This window comes from Magnetococcales bacterium (genome assembly GCA_015231925.1).
In the GTDB taxonomy this organism is placed as follows: Bacteria; Pseudomonadota; Magnetococcia; order Magnetococcales; family JADGAQ01; genus JADGAQ01.
The window spans coordinates 1-23,865 of record JADGAQ010000029.1 but is presented as its reverse complement, the minus strand read 5'-3'; the positions used below and the strand labels follow the sequence as shown (position 1 = coordinate 23,865).

Here is a 23,865-nt window from a genome sequence, read left to right as displayed (position 1 = left end):
CGGGCAACAGGGGCTGTCCGCAAAGAGTGGCGAGCGGCTCATTCGGCGATGGCGTCGAATTCGTTGCGACACAGTTCCAGGAAAGCGGTCTCCTCCATCGGGCGGAAAAAGTAGTAGCCCTGGATGAAATCGCAGGCATTGTCTTTCAGGTGTTGCAACTGTTCCTCTGTTTCGACGCCTTCGGCCACCAGCTTGAGGTCTAGTGCCTTGCCCAAGCCGATAACGGCGCAAACCACGGTCAGGTTGCGCTTATCCCGGGAGATTCCCGTGACGAAAGCCCGGTCGATCTTGAGAACATTGACGGGCAGGCGGGTCAATTGGGCCAGGGAGGAGTAGCCGGTGCCGAAATCATCCACCGCCACCCGCAGTCCCAGTTGGGCCAGTTGGTTGAGAACCCGCAGATTGCTCTCCACGTCGGTCATCAGGGCGCTTTCGGTGATCTCCAGGAGGATTCGCCTCGGATCGGCGCCGCTCTCCTTGAGAATGGACTGAAAGGTTCCGACCACGCTTTCATCGTTGAGTTGCCGGGCGGAGACGTTGACGGAGACATAGGGGGCCTCCTTGCCCCAGAGCCTCTGCCAGGCGGCTTGGGCGTAACACCCTTTACGGAAGACCCAGGTACCGATGGGGAGAATGGCCCCGCTCATTTCGGCAACCGGAATGAAGACCGCCGGGGAGACCTCCCCTTCGGGAGGTCTCCAGCGCAACAGCAGTTCCGCCCCCTTCACCTTTCCCGTTCGGGCCTCCACGATGGGTTGAAAGAGGGCGTGCAGCTCCCCGTGTTCGACCGCGAGTCGCAAACCCTGGTGAATGGCCAGCCGTTGCACCGCCAGGCTTTGCATCTCCTCGTTGAAGAACTGCCAGTTGTCCCGTCCTTTCTGCTTGACGGCGAACATGGCCGTATCAGCGGAAGTGAGCAGCTCTTCCGCCGTGTGAGTCGATCCCTGTCCCAGGGCCACGCCGATGCTGGCGGTGACGATCAGGGGGGTGTCGCCGCAGACCATGGGCAGACGCAGCACTTCGTTGAGGCGTTGCGCCAGGGAAGAGATCATTTCCGGATGTTCGATGTGGTCGCAGAGGATGACGAATTCATCGCTGGCCAGACGGGCCACCGTGTCACCGGGGCGAACCTGTTCCATAAGGCGGTGGGCCACCTCCTTCAACAAGGCATCACCGGTGTCGTGGCCGTGGGTGTCGTTGATCAGTTTGAATCCGTCCAGATCGATGAACAGCAGGGCCAGATTGGCACTGCCCTGGCGTTTGGAACGATGCAGGGCGTTGCTGAGACGCTCCCGGATCAGGGCCCGGTTCGGCAGGCCCGTCAAGGAGTCGTGGGTGGCCCGGCGCAGCAGTTCCTCTTCGGCGCGTTTGCGTTCGGTGATGTCCCGCATGGTGACCACCAGGATCGTCTGCTGGCCGTCGTGAAATTTGGCGATGGAGGCTTCGAGCGGGAAAAAGCTGCCGTCCTTGCGGTACCCCGTCACCTCGCCGCGTTCGGACATGCGGCGTTCCGATTCGGGGCTTTCCAGAAATTGCTGTATGTAGGTCTGATGCCGTTTGCGAAAATGGGGGGGCAACAGAAAATGGATGGGCATGCCCAGCATCTCTTCGGAGCTGTAGCCGAAGAGGGTGCGGGCTCCCCGATTCGATTCGAGGATCACGCCGCCGGCGTCGGTGGCCAAAACCGCGGTATCGACGAAGGAGAGGATGTGTTGGGCATTGCCGATCTTGTTTTTGGCGGCGGCAACCTCTTCCACCAGACGCGCGGCCACCTGGGGGGAGAGGGGTGATTCGTGGAGCTTGCCGAAGTCCCGATAGCGTTCCGGAATCTGGGGTGGAATCTGTCCGAAGGAGTCCACGATGCGGAAGGTTCCGTCGGCCCGGCAGCAGGCCAGATAGGTATTGACGCAGGCATGGTGGGTATGGGCATCCATGGCCACCTCGCCCTGGGGAGTGGTGAGACGCACGCTTTCCAGCGACCGGATCAGGGTATCAGCCTCGATGTTCCCCCCGGTTTCCGCCGCTTTGGCAAAGGCCTTGACGCAGAGATAGGTGCCTTCCCCGAAATTGCTGACGGCTCCCCTGCCCAGGGGCCAGAGGGCGTCGATGCCCGGATACCGGGAGAGCCGTTCCAGGAAGAGTTTATTCTCGGGAGTGTCTACCGACATGAAATAGGTATTGCTGGAGTAGCATCCCTCTCGTACCTTGGGGGAGAGATGGGAGACCATGACCTCGTCGTAGTGTCCCATGACCACCGCCATGCGCTCCTTCAGACCCACTTCGGCGAAGCGGTTGAGCAGGGCGATCTGATCGGCTCCGGCGAAATAGGGCACAAAACAGTCGGCGCCGGACCGGGCCACCTTGTCGAGCAGCGCTTCGATTTCGGCGGAGGTGGCGCCGATGGGCAGATACTCCTCGCCAACGACATCACCGTCGATTTTGCGCAAAATCCGCTTGGCGGCGTCGATGGAGCCCCGTGGCCACTCGTAGTTGTTGCCGGCAAAAAACATCTTGACGCCGTGATGTTTTCCCATCCAGGGGATCATCCGGTCGATTTGCTGGTTGGGCAGCGCGGCGAAATGGAAAAAATAGCGGCTGGAGATGCTGCCTTCGTAGAAGGAGAAGTTCAGGTAGGGGATCTGGTAGGCTTCCGCGACATGGTTGGCAACGGCGATGCGGGAGTTGGAAAGCAGATTGCCGATCAGGGCGGCGCAGCGGTGTTCCACGACCAGGCGTTTGGCTGCGGTGACGGCACTTTGGGGCAAACTGCCATCGTCTTCGATAAAGAGTTCCAGCGGGCGTCCCAGCACGCCACCCCGTTCGTTGATCTCCTCACAGGCGATGCGGGCCGACCAGACGATTTCGGGGCCGTACAGGGCGACGATACCGGTCAGCGGTGGCATCAGACCCAGGCGGATCGGCTCGCGTTTACGGGAATCGAACATGCGCGGCACAGTCTTCCAGGAGGTGTGCAGTAGGGACAAGGAGAATCCGGGGCATGTTTTTATCGATCATCCACATTCGATCTTTTGGGAAAAACGAGGCGTCGATGCGATCGGAATCTGCCGGAGAGCGATAAACCCGTTTCATTCATAAACTTCTGCTGCATCCGGACCCGGAATGCACCCTGACTGCGTTATGCCCGCTCGACGATCCTCATCGTGGAACGGCCACGGTCCGGGTTGTCGATGCGGCGCGCGCCTTGTCCTGACGCGCCCTGGCCGGTTTGGTGACGAAATTTATGAAGAAGACGGGATAAACCGGGAACAACAGCTTCAACGACTCGAAATCATGGCATGATCCGGGCCGTATTTCAATAATCCCCGCGACGGTTCAGGCCGAATTAGCGCATATGCATGGGCATATCAATCTGAATGGTCACGCCCTGGTTGGGGCTGCTCTGGCAGGAGATGGTGCCTCCGAAGGTGCTGGTTACCAGGTTGTAGACGATGTGCATGCCCAAACCGCTGCCCCCGTGGTCCCGTCGAGTGGTGAAGAAGGGTTCGAAGATGCGTTGCCGGATCTCCTCCGTCATGCCCTGGCCATTGTCCTGATAGGTGAAGTGCAGGCGCTCCCCCATCCGGGTGAAAGTCAATGTGATCAATCCGTAGTCATCGCCGGGGAAGGCGTGAAGCAGGGCATTTTCGATCAGATTGATCACGATTTGGGAAATGGCCCCGGGGTAGCTGCGGATTTCCAGGTCCTGGGGACAGAGGATCATGATGGAAATCCGGGTGTTTTTGAGGCGGTGATGCAGCGTTGTGATGGCTGATTCCACGTAAGCGCGCAGCTTGAAGGTACGCAACTGCTCGCTGGATTGATCCACCGCCACGGATTTGAAGCTGCGCATCAGCTCCGTGGCGCGTTCCAGATTGATGCGGGCCAGCCTGACCAGGCGTTGGGTCGATGCCAGATGATCCTTCAACTCCTCCTCGCTGAGGCCTTCTTCATCTGCCAGGCGGATGAAGGCATCCAGCCGATCCTGCAATTCCGAAATGGCGGTGACTCCGTTGCCGACCGGGGTATTGATCTCATGGGCCACACCCGCCACCAGCCCACCCAACCCGGCCATTTTTTCCGACTGCACCAGCTCCGACAGCAGCCGTTTCTCCTCGGTGATATCGACAACCATGGCCACGAAGGAGGCGTGACTGGCAATTTCCATGCGATTGACGGCGAGTCGGGCCGGAAACTCCTGGCCATTGCGACGTTTGGCCCGTACCTCGAAAAAGAGTCCTTCCGGGAAAGGCAGTTCGCCCAGGGCACGGTAATGGGCCACCCCCTTTTCGAACGTTTCATACAGTGAAAGGGGCAACAGACTGATCACGCTTTGGCCGATGATGGCCTCCCGCTGATAGTCGAAGAGAATTTCGGCAGCGGCGTTGAACATGCGAATGGAGAGTTCGTCGTCCGCCACGATGATTCCGAAAGGGGCGCTTTCGATGATGGTTTTTTCCAGACGCGCGACCTCTTCGAATAGGCGTTTTTCTCCGCTAATGTCGACGATCATGCCGACGTAGGAGGTGCCATCGGCGGTTTTCACCGGGTTGATGGCCATGCGGACGGGAAACACAACGCCATCGTGGCGCACGGCTTCCATTTCGAAGGGAATGAGCCCGAGGGTGGAGAGATTGTCGGCTTTGAGGAAACTCCGGAAGATTTCGCAGGTCAATTGCTGCAGATTCGTGGGGACCATTTCCAGCGCGTTTCGACCAAAGGCCTCTTCCTTGCTGTAGCCGAAGAGGTTTTCCGCAGCCGTGTTGAATACCTGGATCCGTCCTTTTTCATCGGTGGCGACGATACCGCAGGGGGTGTTATCGATGATCAGGCGTCGCATCTCCTCGCTCTGACGCAGCTTCTCCATCATGTGCTGCTGATTTTCCCGATGGCGTTTCAACTCCATCTGGTTGCGTACACGCAGCTTGACGATTTCCGGATGAAACGGTTTGGTGATGTAGTCCACCGCTCCCATCAGCAGTCCGGCGGCTTCGAATTCCCGTGATTGGTGGGAGGTGATGAAGATGAGGGGTGTTTCCCGGGTGGTATCGTGATCTTTCAACTGCCGGAAGACTTCATGACCATCCATCTCCGGCATGACCACGTCCAGCAGGATCAGGTCCGGTTGTTGCTCCCAGGCGAGATTCAGACCTTCCCGACCGCTGGTGGCGAACAGAATCCGGTACTCGGCCTTCAAAATCCCGGAGAGCGCCGTGATATTGGCTGGTTGGTCGTCAATGATCAGCAGGGTGGAGCGTGTCGACTCGGGCAACATGGTGTCCGCGCCTCACGAAGCACCGAGGCAGGCCTCGAAGTGAAAAACACTGCCCCGGCCCGGTTCGCTCTCCACCCGCAGCTCGCTGTCGAAGAGCCGGGAGAGGGCTTTGCGGCAATAGGCCAAGCCCATGCCAAGCCCACCGTGACGCCGGGTCAAGGTCTTCTCGCCTTGGGTGAAGGAGTGAAAAATGACCTCCTGAAGCCCCTTCTCGATGCCGATGCCCGTATCGCTAACGGCAAAGCGCAACTGACCGCTCCTTTCCGTAAGGCTTACTTCGAGACGGATTCGGCCTGTTTCGCTGAACTTGATGGCATTGTCCAGAAGGTGGCCCAGAATCTTTCCCAGATGGTTACGACTTCCCGTCACCGGGGGCAGCGTGGCGAAATCGACCTGCAGGTTCAGCTCCAGACCTTTGTTCGCGGCGATCGGGGCAAACCGCTGCACCACCTCCAGCAGCAGGATCTCCAGATTGAAGGGCTGCCGGGGAGGGGTGCTTTCGTTCAGCTCCAGGCCAACCAGGTCCAGAATCTTTTCCACCATATCGGCCAGGGTTTGGGCGGAACGGTTCACCGTATCGACATATTCCTGTTGATGGCGATCCAATCCGGTTGAGGAGAGCAGGTCCAGAAAGCCGATGATGCCGTTCAGCGGCGTGCGCAACTCGTGGCTGAAGAGCATCATCAAATCGGCCTTGGCGCGGTCTGCGGCCTCTGCGGCCTCTTTGGCCAGTCGCAACTGGGCGGTCTGTGCGGCCACGATTTTTTCCAGATGGTCGCGGTGCTGTTTCAATTCAAGCTGATTGCGAATGCGCAGCCGGACGATTTCCGCATGAAAAGGCTTGGTGACGTAATCCACTGCCCCCAGGAGCAAGCCGGCGGTTTCGAACTCCTTCACCTGAAGGGAGGTTATGAAGATGATGGGAATGTCCCGGGTTTTATCGTCCAGTTTGAGCCGCCGGCAGACTTCATGGCCATCCATCTCCGGCATGATTACGTCCAGAAGGACCAGATCGGGCAACTGTTCCCGGGCCAGTTCCAATCCTTCATCACCCCGGACGGCGAATATTATACGATAATCCTCTTTCAGGACTTCGTTCAGAACCTTAATATTTGTCGGTTGGTCGTCAATGATAAGAAGGGTGGCTTGGTCGGAGGCGGGGTTCATGTCGGCGGCTCCTTCTCCAACGTGAAGGCCATCTGCATGGCGAGTTTCTCCATCTGAGCAATGGCCTCACGATACTCCAATGCGTCAATGGCGGAAAGCATTGCCGCGACGATTTGCCGTTCTTCCGGTGTTTCCGGCAATGTCGAAAGAGTTTCCACCAGGGAACGGGCGTCCATATCGTGACTGGCCAGGGCCTGCCGCAGTCGGGGCAACAGGTCGGCGATTCGGGGCTTCTCCTCCGACGGGGCTTCCGGGGAGACTTCCGCTGGGAAAGTGGCCAGCCACTCTTCCAACAGACGCGCGGAACGGCGCAAGGGACCCCATTGGGCCCGGAAATCCTCCAGGAGGTTGGCCAATACCGCATCCCCGGCCTCTCCCTTGAGTCCTTCCTCCAGCTCGCGGGCGGCACTCCAGAGGTCCATAGCGCCCAGATTGCCGGCGGGTCCCATGAGGGTGTGGACCAGACGGGCCGCTGCTTCTCTCTCCGAACGGGTCAGGAGGTCGTGGATCCGTTCAGCCGATTTTCCCTGGTCGCCACAGAAGGCCACCAGGAGTTGGGCCAGCAGGCGCTCGTTGCCGTTGACCCGTTCCAGAGCCTCCCGGCGATCCACTCCCGGCAGCAGGGTCGGCAGCGGTCTCGCGGGCAAGGCCGGAGGATACTCCTCCCGAGGCGGTGGCGGTTGATCGAGCCGACTGCGGGGATGGAGCCACTTCTCCAGCGTGGTATAGAGTTCGGACACATCGATCGGTTTGACCACGTGATCGTTCATGCCGACGGCCAGGGAACGCTCCCGATCTCCGGCCATGGCATTGGCGGTCATGGCCACGATGGGCAGATCGCGGCATCCGGGCAGGGCGCGAATGGCCCGTGTGGCGCTGAAGCCATCCATCACGGGCATCTGCAGATCCATGAACACCAGCTCCACTTCGCCCGCAGAGGCCTTTTCGATGTGGTCCAGCGCCTCCTGTCCGTTTCTTGCCAGGGTGACCACCAATCCGGCGTTTTCCAGTATCTCCCGCGCCACCTGCTGGTTGATGGTGTTGTCGTCCACCACCAGAACGCGGGCCCCGCCGAGGCTTTCCCGCAGCAGTTGCTCCATGGTGTCGAAGGTGTTGGCGGGACGACCGGATTCCCGTCCCCGACCCTCGTAAAGTTCCACCAGGGTGTTGACCAGAAGGGACTGGCTGACCGGTTTGAAAAGCAGGGCATCCACTCCCACGGTGTCTGCCTGCGCCAGCACCTCTTCCCGGGCGTGGGCGGTTACCAGGATCACCGTCGGAATCCTGTCCCGCGGGATCTCCTCGCGCATGCGGTGGAGCGTTTCGATACCGTCCATCTCCGGCATGTTCCAGTCGACGAAGAAGAGATCATAGGCCGGTTGGTTCGCTTCCGAGGCCTGGCGCAGCTCCTGAAGGGCGGCCCGGCCCGAGGGGACTGTCACCACCTCCTTGACGATCGGGGTCAGCAGGTCGCGGAATATCAGGCAGAAGGAGGCGCTGTCATCGGCCACCAGGGCACGGGCCTGGCGGAACTGCTCCAGCGTAACGCGAAACCGGGCCTGATCCGGCTGCCGCTCCTGCAGGAAAAATCCGGCCTGGAAATGGAATTGGCTACCTTTTCCGGGAGTGCTTTCCACCTGGATATCGCCACCCATCATGGCGACCAGGCGTTTGCAGATGGACAACCCCAGACCGGTGCCGCCGAATTCCCGGGTGGTGGAGGTTTCGGCCTGGCCAAAGGCCTGGAAAAGTCGTTCCATCTGCTCCGGAGTCAACCCGATGCCCGTGTCCCGCACCGAAAAGCGCAACCAGATGAACGAGGAGCCGACATGCTCGGCGGATACGGAGATGACCACCTCCCCCTTTCGGGTGAATTTCACGGCATTGCTGGCCAGATTGATCAATACCTGTCCCAGTCGCAACGAATCGCCGATCAGTTGGGTCGGAGTGCCCGGAGCGATATGGAGCAGGAATTCCAGCCCTTTCTCCTCCGCCTTGCCCACGATCAGGTCCGCCACCTCCCGCAGAACGGTTTCCAGATCGAAAGGAATCGGATCCAGTTGCATCTTGTTGGCTTCGATCTTGGAGAAATCGAGGATGTCGTTGATGATACCGAGCAGGGTGCGCGAGGAGGCGGTGATTTTGGTCAGGTAATCCATCTGTCGAAGGGTCAGTTTGGTCTTGCCCAACAGGTGGCTCATGCCGATGATGGCGTTCATCGGGGTACGGATTTCGTGGCTCATGTTGGCCAGGAAGTCGCTTTTGAAGCGGTTGGCCTGTTCCGCCGACTCCTTGGCCCGAGCCAGCTCGGCCTCCTTGCGGTGGCGTTCGATGATCCCCGCCAGGGTGTGGGCCACGGTCCAGAGATACTCCTCCTCGTCCGCGTGTCGAAGGTGTTCCTCCTGGGCATAAAGCACCATTACGCCCAGGGTTTCGCCCCGGCTGCGGATCGGCAGGCAGTAGTTGTTTGGGGAACGGGTCTCCTCCCCGCTGACGTAAACCTCATGGCCACATGGCCCGAAATGGGGAATCCCGCTTTGCAATACCCGGCTGCACAGACCGGACTCTTCGGGGGAAATCCGGGTGCAGTGTTCCAACATGGCCGGTGACAAGCCGATGCTGGCCGTCATGACCAGTTCACGGGGAGTGCCTTCCGCCAGTAGAATGGCTCCCATGCCGGTCCCGAAAGTGGGGCAGCTTTTCAGCACCAGGGCCAGATCCCGTTGCAGCTCATCCCTCAGGGAGTGGCTTTCCAGTCCGGAGTGGAGCATGGTGTTGATATTGGCCCGAAAGGTGTGGGTCCAGCGGTTTTTCTCCCAGAGTCGGGCAAAGACACTCTCCAAAAGGGTCAGTTCATCGCCTTTCAGTTCGATGTGGAGATTGAAGTCCAGATCCTCGCGGGAGAGGAGGGCCATGCGTTGAATCAGCCCGCGTATACGCCGGACCTTCCTCAGAGCCAGCACCAGAAAGGTCAGGATCAGAATCGGCACCATGACCAACTGCATGCGGCGTTCCACGGAAAGCAGTTGTTCGCTGAACTGGGCCGCGCGGCGCTTTTCCACGAAGACCGACAGGTTGATGCGGGCTTCGGTATCGCCATCGTCGTCGAACTCCTTGCCGAGCAGAAGATAGTTGCCCTTCCCGGAGAGGATGTCGTGGATATCTTCATGGGTGTCATGCAAGCCGAACTCTCGTGTGCTGGGGATGTTTTCCGCCACCAGCCGGGGGGGCGAACCCGCCAGAACCGCCACACCGAGGCTGTCCGAACCCGAAAAGGGGAATAGATTCTCCATCAGGGTGTTGTCGAGGAGACACACCACCAGGAGGTGGGCCCGGATGTCTCCCTGGGCATTGCGCACGGGGACGGCGTTCATCATGTGGGGGCGTCCCTCCTGTTCCGTGACCAGAAGTTGGCCCAGGCTCTTGGCAAAGAGCAGCGGCAGCTCCTCCTTCAGCCAGGGTGGCAGCTCGCTCTTCCTCTTGTCGGTGTAATGGTATTCGCGAATCTCCCCGCCCGGTCCCAGCAACAGCACCAGATCGGCGTGAAGGCTCTGCCAGATGCCGGGGAGCGGCAGCCAGGGCGGCAGGCGTTTGTGGTGGACCATCCCCTCACGGGAGGGCCACTCCCCGGAAACGTAGTGAATCAGTTTGCGGTTTTCCGCCAGGAGGTTCAGGGTGGCGGGAATCTGGTTCTTGAACTCCTTCAGGCGCAGGCGCACGGTGCGGATCTCCCGCGCCAGCTCCACCCTCAGGGCCTCGGAGGCCTTCTGCAGGAATAATTGGGAGTGGAAATGGTCCAGGACCACGCTGGCCACCAGGCTGATCAAAATGCCCAGGACAACGGTTTTGATTCCCAGGGAGAATCTGGAAAAAAAAGGTTTTGTGGTCATGGCCTGCTCGATGGTGCCAAGACCCGGCAATGGGATCTGTCCGGGCCTTGGCGCCAGTCAAAAGTTAGTGTTTGGGCTTGCCGATCAGTTCATTCCCTTCAAACATCCAGCCGTTTTGCCGCAACACGTTGGCGTGGACGATGAACGAGGCGTGTTTGGCGGGGTCGAACCGGGTCAGGAGGTGTTCGATGAGCCGGTCGGCCTTGGCATTGGCCGCAGCGCCTTCCCATGTAGTCATGTTCATGACCTTGTAGTAGATATATTTGCCGGCGGCAACGGATTTAGCGTCGTCGGCATCGACCCCGTCGAGTTTCAACCACTTGATGCGTCCCTTGTTGGCCGGGTTTTCCACCACCCAGCGGGAGACCCAGCCGAAGGCGTCCGGATTGGCCGCCACGGCATCGACCATGTCGGGAATGGAGCTGACGAAGTGGGTTTGTTGCAGGAAGAGGTTCTTGTTATCCAGAATGTCCCGCCAATGGCCGGGCCGGGTTTCGCAGTGCAGGCGCGCCACGGGACGGATGGTGCCTTTGCGACCGGCGGCTTTGGCATCCGATAGCTCCTGCCATTCCCGGATCTCTCCGGTGAAGATCTTCTGCACTTCCCCGAAGGTGATGTTTGTCACCGGGTTGTCGGGATGGGTGATGAAGACCGTGGGCACGATGCCGACGGTGTGGAACACGATGCCGGGCAGGCGGTCGTAAGGCGCGGGGGGACAGCAGAAACCCGCCATATCCGACTCTTTTTTGGAAAGGGGCCCGGAGCTGGTACCGCAGGTGCCCTTGTTGATGCGTATCTCAAGGTGATTGTCCCGGCCATAGCTTTCCACAATGGGCGTCAAGGCGTCATAGAGGTTCTGATCCATCTCGATGCGCAGGTCGGGTTTGCCACCCCCTTCCGGATAGGTTATGCCCTTCTTGACCCATTGCGGTGAAACCAGGGTCGGGTCGGCTTTGCCGGGAAGGAAGGCTGGTCCCTGAATGGCGAAATCGATGTCGGACTGACCGGCCTGTACCGTCGTGACCGATATCAACGCCAGCGCCAGAACGGCGCAGGTAGGGTGGAGTATATGCATGGCGAGTCCTCCTTCTTTCAGCTGAACAATGCTGTTGCGAATCAAGCTGTTGGTGGTATGAAATAAGGATTGTTTCAGGTGGATCGCTTCATAAACGGAGTTATTCTACCACGACAGGTTGCCCGAATACGACAGGAAAGCCGTGCGTTGTCGGGCTATTGCCGGCGGGGCGGAGATGCGCAGGACCGGGTTTCGGCTCTCGCAACGGTTCCTGCGGCGTCCGTTGTCAGCAACCGGTTCGGGGGATACACTCCAGCCACCTTTTGCGGTCCCTTTCATCAAGCGAGGTTCGTCTTGCCATGCGTCAAGCCCTTTCCGAATGTGTTGCCCAGGCCTTGGAAACCTTGCGTGCCGAAGGGGTGTTCCCCCCGGAGGTCGCCCTCCCGTTCAAGGTGGAACGACCCAAGGAGGAGGGGTTCGGCGACTTCGCCACCAACGCGGCCATGGTATTGTCCAAACAGGCGGGCATGAAGCCCCGTGATCTGGCCCAGCGCCTGGGGGCGGCCCTGCCGGCGGATGGTCCGGTGGTCCGATGGGAAGTGGCGGGTCCGGGATTTCTCAACTTTTTCATCCATCCGGACCGCTTGCGCAACGTGGTGAACGAAATCGTGGCCGCCGGCCCGGAATACGGCAAAAGCCGCATGGGAGCGGGACAGCGGGTGCAGGTGGAATTCGTCTCCGCCAATCCGACAGGGCCCATGCACGTCGGGCACGGTCGTGGCGCGGTCACCGGGGATGTGCTGGCGCGAATTCTCGCGGCGGCCGGTTACCAGGTCGAGCGGGAGTATTACGTCAACGACGCCGGTGTGCAGGTCGATGTCTTGAGCTGGTCGTTACTGGCACGGTATCGCCAACTCTTCGGGGATGAGATCGAACTGCCGCCCGATTGTTATCCGGGAGAGTACGTCATCGACCTGGCCCGGGTTCTGAAAGAGCGGCACGGAGACAAGTGGCTTGCCGTGGCGCGTCAGGGGAGGGAAGGGGCTCCCCCTGCGGAATTGCGTCGTTTTGCGGTGGAAGAGGTGTTGGCCTGGATCCGGGAGGATCTGGCACTGCTCGACATTCGCTTCGACCACTGGTTCTTCGAACACGAATTGCACGACGGCGGAGCCATCGACGCGGCCATCGCCACCCTTTCGGGGCGGGGCTTCATCTACGAAGGGGTGCTGGAACCGCCCAAGGGCAAAAAACCCGACGAGGATTGGGAAGCGCGTCCCCAGACCCTGTTTCGCTCCACCGCCTTCGGGGATGAGGTGGACCGGCCTCTGAAGAAATCCGACGGCAGTTACACCTACTTCGCCGCGGACATCGCCTATCATCATCACAAGGCGCAACGCGGTTTCCACCGGCTGATCGACATCTGGGGCGCGGACCACGGCGGCTACATCAAACGGGTACAGGCCGCCCTCGAAGCGTTGACGGGACTCAAGGAGATTCTGGAAGTCCGCCTGGTGCAGATGGTCAACCTGACCCGAGGCGGGGTGCCGGTGCGCATGTCCAAACGGGCGGGCAACTTCGTCACCCTGAAGGAAGTGGTGGAGGAGGTGGGGGCCGATGCGGTGCGGTTCTGGTTTTTGACACGTTCTTCCAACGCATCGTTGGAATTTGACTTGGAACTGGCCAAATCCAACACCCACGACAACCCGGTATTTTATGTGCAGTACGCCTATGCCCGCATCCGGGCCATACACCGGCAGATGGCGGAAAAGGGGCTGGTTCGGGGCCCCGGAGACTTCCGTTTACTGGTGGAGCCGGGGGAGATGCAGGTCATTCGCCTGCTGGAACGCTTTCCCGAGGTGATCGAGGCGGCGGCGCTTTTTTACGAACCCCACCGATTGGCCTTTTTCCTGCAAGAGTTGGCTGCAGCCTTTCATACCTACTATAACGGCAACCGGATTTTGCTGGAGGACGAGGGGCTGCGTAACGCGAGGCTGTTGCTGGCGGAAGCCGTGCAACAGGTACTTTCCAACGGACTGACATGGATGGGCGTACAGCCCACGGAACGAATGTGACTCCGCGTTTTCCTACCTCCACACGTCGACGCAACCCTCAGCAGGCCTCCGGATTGGGCATGACCCTCTCCTGGGCGGTCGTCATCTCCCTTTCCGCCTGGGGGATATGGCACTTCGCCCACAATCCGGCCTCCAAGGTTGACACGGTCGCCAAGAATTTGACCGCCGAAGTCGAGACGGTGTCCCATCCCGTGGCGGTGGATAAATCCCACCTCACCGGGCACCCGGCCCCCGGATCCCATGAGTCGCCCGTCAAGGAGACGAATTCTCGCCGCAAAGGGGTTTCCCACAAGGAGTCCGTTTCTCAGCAGGAACCGGTCGCCCCCAAGGAGGCCGGCTCCGGCAAGGAGAAGGGGCGCAAAGGTCACAAATCCAATACCGCCAAAAACGATCCCGTCCAGGCAAACGGCGGGACTCCCGTCGACGGGGAACCCAAAGCCCCCCTGACCCTGACCTTCTACGAAAAGCTGGCGGAACAGCGGGTCGTCCTGCCGGCTGAAATGCCCGGACAAACCAAATCCGCCCCCGCCAAACCGGCGGTCAACGGAGCAGCGGCCAAACCGGGGGCCATTCTGGCGGGCAAAGCCCCCGGCGAAGCGATTGGCGATCACGGGCCCTATTTCGTGCAGGTCGGCGCCTTTCCGGGATTTGCCGAAGCCGCAAAACTGGTCAGCAAACTTCAGGGAGAGGGCACCGCCGCCCAGATTTCCCGTCAGTCCGGCAACCAGGCAGAACTCTATTCGGTACGCATCGGACCCTTCCCCACACGGGATGCGGCCCGCCAGGCCATGTCCCGCAACAGCAAGGCCAGCATCAATCCGCGCATCATGTCGGCCTCCGCCGGATAAAAATCCTTCCTTCCCCGGTCTGATCCTTCAATCCACCGGTTGACACCGGACGCGGATTGTCTAATAAGTATCGCTCATTTGCCCAGGCAAAAAGGGTTGCCGGTCAGGGCGCGGCCTCCAGTCGGCTGACGCCCTCCTCAAACCCGCAGGCACTTCCTTTTTCGAGAAGGTAATGAATCGATGGCTCGCCATGGTTTGCCCGATCCGACCGGACTCTACCATCCCCATCTGGAACACGACGCCTGTGGCGTGGGTTTCGTCGCCCGTATCAACGGAGAGGCTTCCCATGCCATCGTCGAAATGGGCCTCAAGGTTCTGGAGAACCTGACCCACCGTGGCGCGGTGGGAGCCGATCCCCTCACCGGCGACGGGGCGGGGATTCTCATGCAGCTTCCGGATGCCTTCCTGCGTCGCGAGTGCCGACGACTGGGAATCGAACTGCCTCCCGCCGGCGAATACGGCATGGGCATGATCTTCCTGCCCAAGGAGGAGTCCCTGCGGATCTCCTGCCAGCGCATGGTCGAGCAGATGGTGGTGGAGGAGGGCATGGCCTTCCTGGGCTGGCGGGAGGTTCCCATCCGCCCGAATGCCCGTATCGGCTACACCGCCAAAGCCTCCGAACCCATCGTGCGGCAGATTTTCATCGGCGAACGCAATCGTCCCGCCGATGCGGATGCCAACTGGTTCGAGCGCCGTCTCTTCATCATCCGGCGCCGCATCGAGAACGGCATCATGGGCTACTCGGGCGAGGAGCTGAAATCGTTCCACATTCCGAGCCTCTCCAGCCGGACCGTGGTCTACAAGGGCATGTTCCTGGCGGAACAGCTCTCGGCCTATTATCCGGATCTGTGCGACCCGGATTTGTGCAGCGCCTTTTCCATGGTGCATCAACGCTACTCCACCAATACCTTCCCGACCTGGAACCTGGCCCATCCCTTCCGCATGATCTGCCACAACGGGGAGATCAATACCCTGCGGGGCAACATCAACTGGATGAAGGCCCGGGAAGCCGCTCTCTCTTCGCCCCTTTACGACGAGGATATCAAAAAGCTCTTTCCCATCGTGCAGGAGGGGCTTTCCGATTCGGCCTCCTTCGACCGGGCCCTGGAGTTCCTGGTACTCTCCGGGCGCTCCCTGCCCCACGCCATGATGATGATGATTCCGGAGGCCTGGGAAAACCATCGCCAGATGGATGAAGACCGGCGGGCCTTTTACGAATACCACGCCTCGATGATGGAGCCCTGGGACGGACCGGCGGCGGTGGCCTTCACCGACGGGCGTTACATCGGGGCCACCCTGGACCGCAACGGCCTGCGCCCCGCCCGCTACGTGATCACCAAGGACGGTCTGTGCGTCATGGCCTCCGAAGCCGGAACCATCGCCTTTCCGCCGGACCGCATCGAGTGCAACGGGCGGTTGCAGCCGGGACGCATGTTCGTCATCGATCTCCAGGAGGGGCGCATCATCGACGATGCCGAAATCAAACGGGAGATCGTGGGGCGTCAGCCCTTCCGTCGCTGGGTGCAGGAAGGTTTGATCGGTCTGGAGAGCCTGCCCGAGGCGGAGTCCGGCACTCCGGAGACCCTCTCCCTGCGAGCCCGTCAAAAGGTGTTCGGCTACAGCGAGGAGGATCTGAGCGTCATTCTGGCCCCCATGGCCCAGAATGGGGAGGAGCCCATCGGCTCCATGGGCAACGACGCCGCCCTGGCCATCCTGTCGGAGCGGCCCCATCTGCTCTACAACTACTTCAAGCAGCTTTTCGCCCAGGTGACCAACCCGCCGATCGATCCGATCCGCGAAGAACTGGTGATGAGCCTGGGGCTGCAACTCGGACCTACCGGAAACCTGCTGGAGGAGACGCCTCAACATGTGCATCGCATCCGGCTGGCCCAACCCATTCTGACCGACCAGGAACTGGCGCGGATCCGTGGGGCCAACCGGCACGGACTGCGGGCCAGAACCTTCTCCCTGCTCTTCCCCCTTCCCGGCGGCGACCTGGGCAACGGCCTGGAAAAGGCTCTGCGCAATCTGTTCAATCAGGTGGTGGAAGGCATTCAGGAGGGGGTCAACCTGGTCATCCTCTCCGATCGCGGGGCCAGCGCCGATAAGGTGCCGCTGCCCGCTCTTCTGGCCGTCTCGGGGGTGCATCATCACCTGATTCGCACCGGACTGCGGGGCAAGGTCAGCCTGATCCTGGAGACCGGCGAACCTCGCGAAGTGGCCCACTGCGCCCTGCTGGTCGGCTATGGCGCCTCGGCCATCAATCCCTATCTGGCCTTCGAGAGTATTGCCGAACTGGTGGACAAGGGGTTGCTGGAAGAGGGTATCACCCGGGAAAAGGCTCAGGCCAAATACATCAAGGCCCTGGACAAGGGCCTGCTGAAGGTCTTTTCGAAGATGGGCATCTCCACCCTGCAAAGCTATTGCGGGGCGCAGATCTTCGAAGCGGTGGGACTCAACCGGCAACTGGTGGATCGCTATTTCACCGGTACGGTCTCCCGGGTGGAGGGCATCGGCGTGGAAATGGTGGCCCAGGAGACTCTCCTGCGCCATCGCAAGGCCTTCGCCGGCAACGTCATCTCCCTCGACAACCTGGAGGTGGGGGGGGAATACAAATTCCGCCACGGGGCCCATCGCCACCTGTGGACCCCGGAGAGCCTGTCCAAACTGCAACTGGCGGCCCGCACCAACGATTACAACCTCTTCAAGGAGTTCGCCCGCTACTCCGACGAACAGGAGCGTCATCTCTGCACCTTGCGTGGCCTCTTCGTGCTGAAAAAGGCCGGGCAGCCCATTCCGCTGGATGAGGTGGAACCGGCCTCCAAAATCGTCAAGCGCTTCGTGACCGGAGCCATGTCCTTCGGCTCCATCTCCAAGGAGGCCCACGAAACCCTGGCCATCGCCATGAACCGCCTGGGCGGCATGTCCAATACCGGTGAGGGCGGTGAGGATCCCGAGCGCTTCAAGCCCCGTCCCAACGGGGATTTCCCTCGCAGCGCCGTCAAACAGGTGGCTTCGGGCCGATTCGGTGTGACCAGCCACTATCTGGCCAACTCGGAAGAGATGCAGATCAAAATCGCTCAGGGGGCCAAACCCGGCGAGGGGGGGCAGTTGCCCGGCTACAAGGTGGACGAGGTCATCGCCAAAACCCGGAATACCACCCCCGGCGTCACCCTGATCAGCCCGCCGCCCCACCACGACATCTACAGCATCGAGGATCTGGCGCAGTTGATCTTCGATCTGAAAAACGTCAATCCAAGGGCGCGGGTTTCGGTGAAACTGGTCTCCGAAGTGGGTGTCGGCACCATCGCCGCCGGGGTGGCCAAGGCCCATGCGGACATGGTGCTGATCTCCGGTCACGACGGAGGCACCGGCGCCAGCCCCGTCAGCTCCATCAAGAACGCGGGCTCCCCCTGGGAGCTTGGACTGGCCGAGTCCCAGCAGACCCTGGTCCTCAACGATCTGCGGGGCCGGGTGCGCCTCCAGGTGGACGGCCAGTTGCGTTCCGGTCGGGATGTGGTCATCGCGGCTTTGCTGGGGGCGGAGGAGTTCGGTTTCGCCACCACGGCGCTGGTGGTCGAAGGCTGCATCATGATGCGCAAATGCCACCTGGGCACCTGCCCCGTCGGCATCGCCACCCAGGATGCCGAACTGCGCCGCAAGTTCACCGGCAAACCGCAGCATGTGGTCAACTTCTTCTACTTCGTGGCCAACCACGCCCGGGAGTTGATGGCGGAGATGGGTTTCCGCTCCATCGACGAGATGATCGGACGGGTGGATTGCCTGGATATGCATACCGCCGTGGATCACTGGAAGGCCCGGGGACTGGATTTCTCCAAGATCCTGCAGAAACCCGACGTGCCCTCCCGCATCGCCACCCGCTGCGTGCAGGTGCAGGACCACGGCATCGACAAGGTGCTGGACCACAAACTGATGGATTTGGCGGAGATGGCCTTCGAAACCCGGGAGTCCCTGGAGATCCATCTGCCGATCCACAACACCAACCGCACCGTCGGGGCCATGCTGGGTGGGGAGATCTCCCGCCGTTTCGGGGCCAACGGTCTGCCCGACGATACCATCAAGTGCATGTTCGAAGGCGTGGCCGGACAGAGTTTCGGCGCGTTCAACGTCAACGGGGTCTCCCTCTTCCTGCGGGGCGCGGCCAACGACTATGTCGGCAAAGGGATGTCCGGGGGGCGCATCGTGATACGGCCCCATCCCAAGGCCAGCTTCGTGGCGGAGGAGAACATCATCATCGGCAATACCGTGTTGTACGGCGCCACGGGAGGGGAGGCCTTCTTCGCCGGGGTCGGCGGTGAACGCTTCGCGGTGCGCAATTCCGGCGCGGTCGCCGTGGTGGAGGGGCTGGGCGATCACGGCTGCGAATACATGACCGGTGGCGTGGTGGTTGTTCTGGGGCCCACGGGTCGCAACTTCGCCGCCGGCATGAGCGGTGGCATCGCCTACGTCCTGGACGAAGGGGACCGCTTCCCCTCGTTGTGCAACATGGCCATGGTGGAGCTGGATCGGGAGTTGGGCGCCGAAGATCAGTCCATGCTGCACACCCTGTTGGAAAAGCATCATGTCCATACCCAGAGCCGTCTGGCGGGGAGGATTCTGGATAACTGGGAATCCACACTACCAAAATTCGTCAAGGTGATGCCTCTGGAATACAAGCGCGTTCTGGCCCAGTTGAAGACGCGGGGGAGAGTGGCCAATGGGTAAGACGACCGGATTCATGGATTACGAGAGGGAGAGCCCGCCCCTGCGCCCGGTGGCGGAGAGGGTTCGGGACTGGGACGAACTCTACCAGCCCTTCGGCCAGGAGAGGCTCCGTCAGCAGGCGGCCCGCTGCATGGACTGCGGCATACCCTTCTGTCATAACGGTTGCTCCTTGAACAACATCATTCCCCAGTGGAACGACTGGGTGTTTCGCGGACGTTGGGAAGAGGCGCTGGAGACGCTGCATCGCACCAACAACTTTCCGGAATTCACCGGACGGGTCTGCCCGGCTCCCTGTGAAGCCTCCTGCGTGGTGGGCATCAACCGGGAACCGGTGACCATTCGTCTGATCGAGAAGAACATCATCGAGGAAGGTTTCAAACGGGATCTGGTACGGCCTCTGCCGCCTTTGTCGAAGACGGGGAAAAAAGTTGCGGTCGTCGGTTCGGGACCGGCCGGCATGGCGGCGGCGCAGCAACTGGTGCGGGCCGGGCACGACGTGGTGCTGTTCGAAAAGAACGAGCGGGCCGGCGGCCTGCTGCGCTTCGGCATTCCCGATTTCAAGCTGGAAAAGTGGGTGATCGATCGTCGCCTGGGCCAGATGGAGGCGGAAGGGCTGACGATTCGCTGTGGCGTGAATGTGGGGGTTGACCTCTCCGTGGAGACGCTGCGGCGCGATTTCGAGGCCGTGGTTCTCACCGGGGGATCGGAGGCCGCGCGCGATCTGCCGATTCCGGGCCGGGAGTTGAAGGGGATTCACCAGGCCATGACCTTTTTGGCCCAGCAAAACCGTCTCCTGGCGGGCTTGGCCATCGCGGAGCCGATTTCGGTGGAAGGCAAAAAGGTGGTGGTGATCGGCGGTGGTGACACGGGCGCCGACTGTGTCGGTGTTTCGGTGCGTCAGGGAGCGACCAGCGTGACCCAGTTGGAACTGCTGCCCAAACCCCCGAAGGAGCGTTCGCCGGATACCCCCTGGCCCATGTGGCCCCACATGATGCGCACCTCGACCTCCCATGAAGAGGGATGCGAGCGGGTCTGGAGCATTCTGACCAAACGTTTCGTATCGGATGATCACGGCAATGTAAAAGGCCTCGACTGTATTGAGGTGCGTTGGAAGCAGGAGGAGATGGGAGGTCGTCCGGTGATGTCCGAGGTGGCGGGCGGCGAGCGCGATTTCGAGGCCGACGTGGTGCTGTTGGCCATGGGATTCCTGCATCCCGTGCATCAGGGGTTGCTGCAGGGCCTGGGGGTGGAGTTGGATGCCCGGGGCAACGTGAAGATCGACCCGAACGGCATGAGCAGTCTTCCGGGGGTATTCGCCGCGGGGGACATGGCCACGGGTCAATCCCTGGTGCTGAAGGCCATCGGCAGCGGGCGCAACGCCGCGCGCGGGGTGGACGCCTGGCTGCGGGGCGGGGAGAGCATTCTTCCGTAAGGAACGGGAAGGGATTCCTTGACAGGTCGAGAGAGCTCTCCTATCCTGCAATACAAGGGTTCAGAAGCAGTCTGTCCGAGGATCGCCGGGGCGGATACCCGGAGTGGGGTCCGTACCGCCGGTGGCTGGCAAACTTGGCATAACGAGGGATCGGCCAATGGAATATCGTGCTATGGAAAGTCAATATGTGGAACAGGAAGCTGTCGAGACCACCGCGCCCGCCAGTTTTCTGGCCGGTGAGGCGAACAATCTCGAAGCTGCCAATACGGCCGCGTCGCCGGTAGCCTCCGAGGCTGCGGCGGACAGCGCCGGGCTGCTGAATACCTTGGAAAATCGCTGGGGTGCCCTGGCGGATACGATCTACAATTTGCGTAGCGAGAAGAGCGAACTCCAAAGACGGGTGCAGGAAGACGAAGAGAGAATGTTCCAGCTTGAGGGGGAGTTGGAAGAGCTCCGGCTTCAGTTGGAAATCATGAACGAAGAGAAAGTCCGGACCATCGCCCGCATCGAAAAGTTGCTCGTGCGTTTCGATGGGCTGGATGGCAACACCTGAACGGTGGTTGCGGTGACTGGCCATGTCGAAGCACGTTGAAGTCAAGATCAATGGTCAGGCATTTCGCTTGCGTGCGGAAACCGGGCAGGAATATGTCAAGGAGCTGGCCGCATATGTAGACAAGGTGATGGAGCGGATCATGCGGGCTACCAACACACCCGCAAGTGATCGCCTGGCCATCATGGCAGCTCTGCAGATAACGGACGATTTCTTTCAGTTCAAGTTGAAGGTCAATGCCAAGGAAGAGGCCTTCAACCAGCAGGTTAACCGGTTGATCGTGGCGACGGATCGGTTGATTGACGAGTAGAAACGGTTCCCTGCGGTGCTCGTGAGGAGAATCATCCTCCTGAGCCGATACCTATGAGCCCAGGAACCTTGCGCTGACCGTGGAGTGCCTCCTTCCAGGAGGCCAGATGCGGTTATTTCAGGGATCCACCTTTTTATTGGGGTTCAGAGGGCATTCATCCCACGGCACTCGCGGGGGTTCCACCGAGGTGAAGGTTGAGACAGGCAAAGAAGTGTTGCGCATACGGTTGAAAGACCGGCGCAACAGCCTGTCGGCAACCGAGGTGGAAAACAAAAGCCACGCCATCTGTACGTTCCTCTCTCTTCATCCAGCCTTCCTTGCCGCCGGCACTCTGGGTGCCTACCTCCCCATTGCAAAGGAGGTCGACCCCCGTCCGCTCTTTCCCTTGGCGGTATCAGAGGGAAAAAATCTCTTCCTGCCGTGGCTTGAACACGGTAACCGCAGGCTGTCATTTGTGCCTTATCGACCGGGCTTTCCGCTGGAAAGGGGACCGTTCGGCATCATGCAGCCGCTGCAGGACGGGTCGGTTTCGCCCGTCAGGGCTGTTCCGGGTCTGGACCTGTTGTTGCTTCCCCTGCTGGGGTTTGCGGCGACGGGGTATCGGTTGGGGTTCGGAGGCGGTTACTATGACCGCTTCCTGGAAAAGGTGGAATCGCGACCTTTTCTGCTTGGGCTGGCCTATAATTGCCAGCAGGTGGACGAGCTTCCCGTCGAGTCCCACGATATTCCATTGGATGGGGTGGTGACGGAATCCGGTGTCCGCCTTTTCTCCGGGATGCGTACCTCCTGAAGTTAACGCGACCGGCAATCGGCATTAGCTCCGGCGTAAGCGCCGGATGGGGTGATAGAAGGTAATTATCCATGAACGTTTTGTGGTTAATTTTTGGTGTTCTGGTGGGATTGGCCATTCCCGCCGGCTATTATCTCCTGCAGCGACAGCAGTGGGCTCTGCATCGGGAAATTCGGGAGAAAGAAGCCCGTGAGGTGTTGGAAAAAGGCCGCCAGGAGGCCGAGGTTATCAAACGGGAAGCCCATCTCGAAGCGCAGAAAGAACGTTTGGGGCTGAAGGAAGAGCTGGAAAATCAGTACCAGGAACAAAAAAAGGAGCTGCTTGGTCAGCAGCGACGCCTGGAGAAGAAAGAAGAGCAGCTGGAGCGCAAGTTCGACCAGATCGATCAGAAGGAACGCAACCTGGAGAGCCAGAATCAGCGGTTGCAGGGAGAGTTCAAAAAGATCGAGGAGGGCGAAGAGCGTCGCCGTCAGTTACTGTCCGAAGCCCAGAAGCGACTGGAAACGGTGGCAGGCATGTCGATGGAGGATGCCCGTAGCGAGTTGCGTCAGGCCATTGAGGAACAGGCTCGCATCGAATCCGCCCGTGTGCTGAAGCGTATGGAAGAAGAGACCCGCAATCAGGCCAACAAGAAGGCACAGGAGATCATCACCACCGCAATTCAGCGTTTCGCGGGGGAGACGGTTTCGGAGCGAACGGTGTCGGTTGTGCCCCTGCCCACCGAGGAGATGAAAGGGCGCATCATCGGGCGCGAAGGGCGCAATATCCGGGCGCTGGAGACCGCCACCGGGTGTGATCTGATCATCGACGATACGCCGGAGGCCGTGGTCATCTCCGGGTTCAATCCGGTACGACGGGAGGTGGCTCGCCGATCCCTGGAGGAGTTGGTCGGCGACGGGCGAATTCACCCGGCGCGCATCGAAGAGGTCGTCAAAAAGAATCGCAAGGTGGTGGCCAACGAAATTCGGGAGGCCGGCGAGCAGGCTTTCCTCGAACTCGGTCTGCAGGGGGCCAATCCCGAGATCGTCAAACTGGTCGGCACCCTCAAGTTTCGGACATCCTACACCCAGAACGTTCTGGCCCATTCCATCGAAGTGGGGTACTTCGCCGGCATCATGGCGGAGGAGTTGGGGCTTGACGGCAATCTGGCCAGACGTTGCGGCCTGCTGCACGACATCGGCAAGGCGGTCGATCACGAAGTTCAGGGTTCCCACGCCGTCATCGGCGGTGAGCTGGCCAAGAAGTACAAGGAAGATCCCATCGTGATCAATTCCATCTGGTCACACCATTTCGACATTGAGCCTACCTCGGTTTACGGTCCGTTGACCAATGCGGCGGATGCCCTGTCGGCGGCGCGTCCCGGTGCGCGGCGGGAGAATCTGCAGACATACGTCAAACGGTTGGAAGATCTGGAAAAGATCGCCGGAGAGTTCGGCGGGGTGGAGAAGGCTTACGCCGTACAGGCGGGCCGGGAGTTGCGGGTCTTCGTGGAGTTTGATCGGGTCAGCGACGAAGGTGCTTTGATGATTGCCCGGGATATCGCCCAAAAAGTGGAAAATGAAATGACCTATCCGGGGCAGATCAAGGTGACGGTGATCCGGGAGATGCGGGCCACCGAAATTGCCCACTGATGTTTCGGCACACGGGGGGATTATCCCCCCCTCCGACGGGTTCCAGGGCAATCTTCCCATTCTAAAAGATATACTGAGAGTCAAGGGCCTTTGATTGTTGTAAACCGGTGCTAGGGCGTGTTGACATTTGCCAGATTTTGGTTCCTGGCAAGGCGCAAGACGG

Annotated in this window: 13 protein-coding genes and 1 other RNA gene; 9 read left to right on the top strand and 5 right to left on the bottom strand. The window is 60.5% G+C overall.

Annotated elements, in window-relative coordinates:
* Window positions 1–38 precede the first annotated feature (38 nt).
* The 5 genes from HQL56_05425 to HQL56_05405 all read right to left on the bottom strand — a co-directional run bounded on the left by HQL56_05425 (window position 39) and on the right by HQL56_05405 (window position 11,404).
* Window positions 39–2,945, bottom strand: a complete 2,907-nt coding sequence (locus tag HQL56_05425) for an EAL domain-containing protein (protein MBF0308949.1) — start codon at window positions 2,943–2,945, stop codon at window positions 39–41.
* A 398-nt stretch (window positions 2,946–3,343) separates the two neighbouring features.
* Complete coding sequence (locus tag HQL56_05420; protein ID MBF0308948.1) at window positions 3,344–5,272, bottom strand: PAS domain S-box protein; 1,929 nt, start codon at window positions 5,270–5,272, stop codon at window positions 3,344–3,346.
* 12 nt (window positions 5,273–5,284) lie between these two features.
* A complete protein-coding gene (locus HQL56_05415) occupies window positions 5,285–6,439 on the bottom strand; it encodes a response regulator (GenBank protein ID MBF0308947.1) in 1,155 nt (384 codons plus the stop codon).
* Window positions 6,436–10,329 (bottom strand): response regulator, encoded by a 3,894-nt coding sequence (locus HQL56_05410; protein ID MBF0308946.1) that lies wholly within the window; start codon window positions 10,327–10,329, stop codon window positions 6,436–6,438. The genes HQL56_05415 and HQL56_05410 overlap by 4 nt, the downstream gene beginning before the upstream one ends.
* 64 nt (window positions 10,330–10,393) lie before the next feature.
* On the bottom strand, window positions 10,394–11,404 hold the full coding sequence (locus tag HQL56_05405; protein ID MBF0308945.1) for a hypothetical protein: 1,011 nt from the start codon (window positions 11,402–11,404) through the stop codon (window positions 10,394–10,396).
* 299 nt (window positions 11,405–11,703) lie between these two features.
* Here HQL56_05405 and HQL56_05400 point away from each other — a divergent pair, with 299 nt between their 5' ends.
* The 9 genes from HQL56_05400 to rny all read left to right on the top strand — a co-directional run bounded on the left by HQL56_05400 (window position 11,704) and on the right by rny (window position 23,702).
* Complete coding sequence (locus tag HQL56_05400; GenBank protein MBF0308944.1) at window positions 11,704–13,416, top strand: arginine--tRNA ligase; 1,713 nt, start codon at window positions 11,704–11,706, stop codon at window positions 13,414–13,416.
* A gap of 59 nt (window positions 13,417–13,475) precedes the next feature.
* A complete protein-coding gene (locus tag HQL56_05395; protein MBF0308943.1) occupies window positions 13,476–14,264 on the top strand; it encodes an SPOR domain-containing protein in 789 nt (262 codons plus the stop codon).
* A gap of 180 nt (window positions 14,265–14,444) precedes the next feature.
* A complete protein-coding gene (gene gltB, locus HQL56_05390) occupies window positions 14,445–18,989 on the top strand; it encodes a glutamate synthase large subunit (protein MBF0308942.1) in 4,545 nt (1,514 codons plus the stop codon).
* Window positions 18,982–20,421 (top strand): glutamate synthase subunit beta, encoded by a 1,440-nt coding sequence (locus HQL56_05385; GenBank protein ID MBF0308941.1) that lies wholly within the window; start codon window positions 18,982–18,984, stop codon window positions 20,419–20,421. The genes gltB and HQL56_05385 overlap by 8 nt, the downstream gene beginning before the upstream one ends.
* A 157-nt stretch (window positions 20,422–20,578) precedes the next feature.
* Window positions 20,579–20,974, top strand: a complete 396-nt coding sequence (gene zapB, locus HQL56_05380; protein ID MBF0308940.1) for a cell division protein ZapB — start codon at window positions 20,579–20,581, stop codon at window positions 20,972–20,974.
* A gap of 22 nt (window positions 20,975–20,996) precedes the next feature.
* Window positions 20,997–21,281: a cell division protein ZapA gene (locus HQL56_05375; protein MBF0308939.1), complete on the top strand. Its 285-nt coding sequence runs from the start codon at window positions 20,997–20,999 to the stop codon at window positions 21,279–21,281.
* Between the two features lie 4 nt (window positions 21,282–21,285).
* A non-coding RNA gene (gene ssrS / locus HQL56_05370) (6S RNA) lies at window positions 21,286–21,462 on the top strand.
* 6 nt (window positions 21,463–21,468) lie between these two features.
* Entirely contained in the window at window positions 21,469–22,071 is a 603-nt protein-coding gene (locus tag HQL56_05365) for a 5-formyltetrahydrofolate cyclo-ligase (protein ID MBF0308938.1), read from the top strand.
* A 71-nt stretch (window positions 22,072–22,142) separates the two neighbouring features.
* A complete protein-coding gene (gene rny, locus HQL56_05360; protein MBF0308937.1) occupies window positions 22,143–23,702 on the top strand; it encodes a ribonuclease Y in 1,560 nt (519 codons plus the stop codon).
* Window positions 23,703–23,865 lie beyond the last annotated feature (163 nt).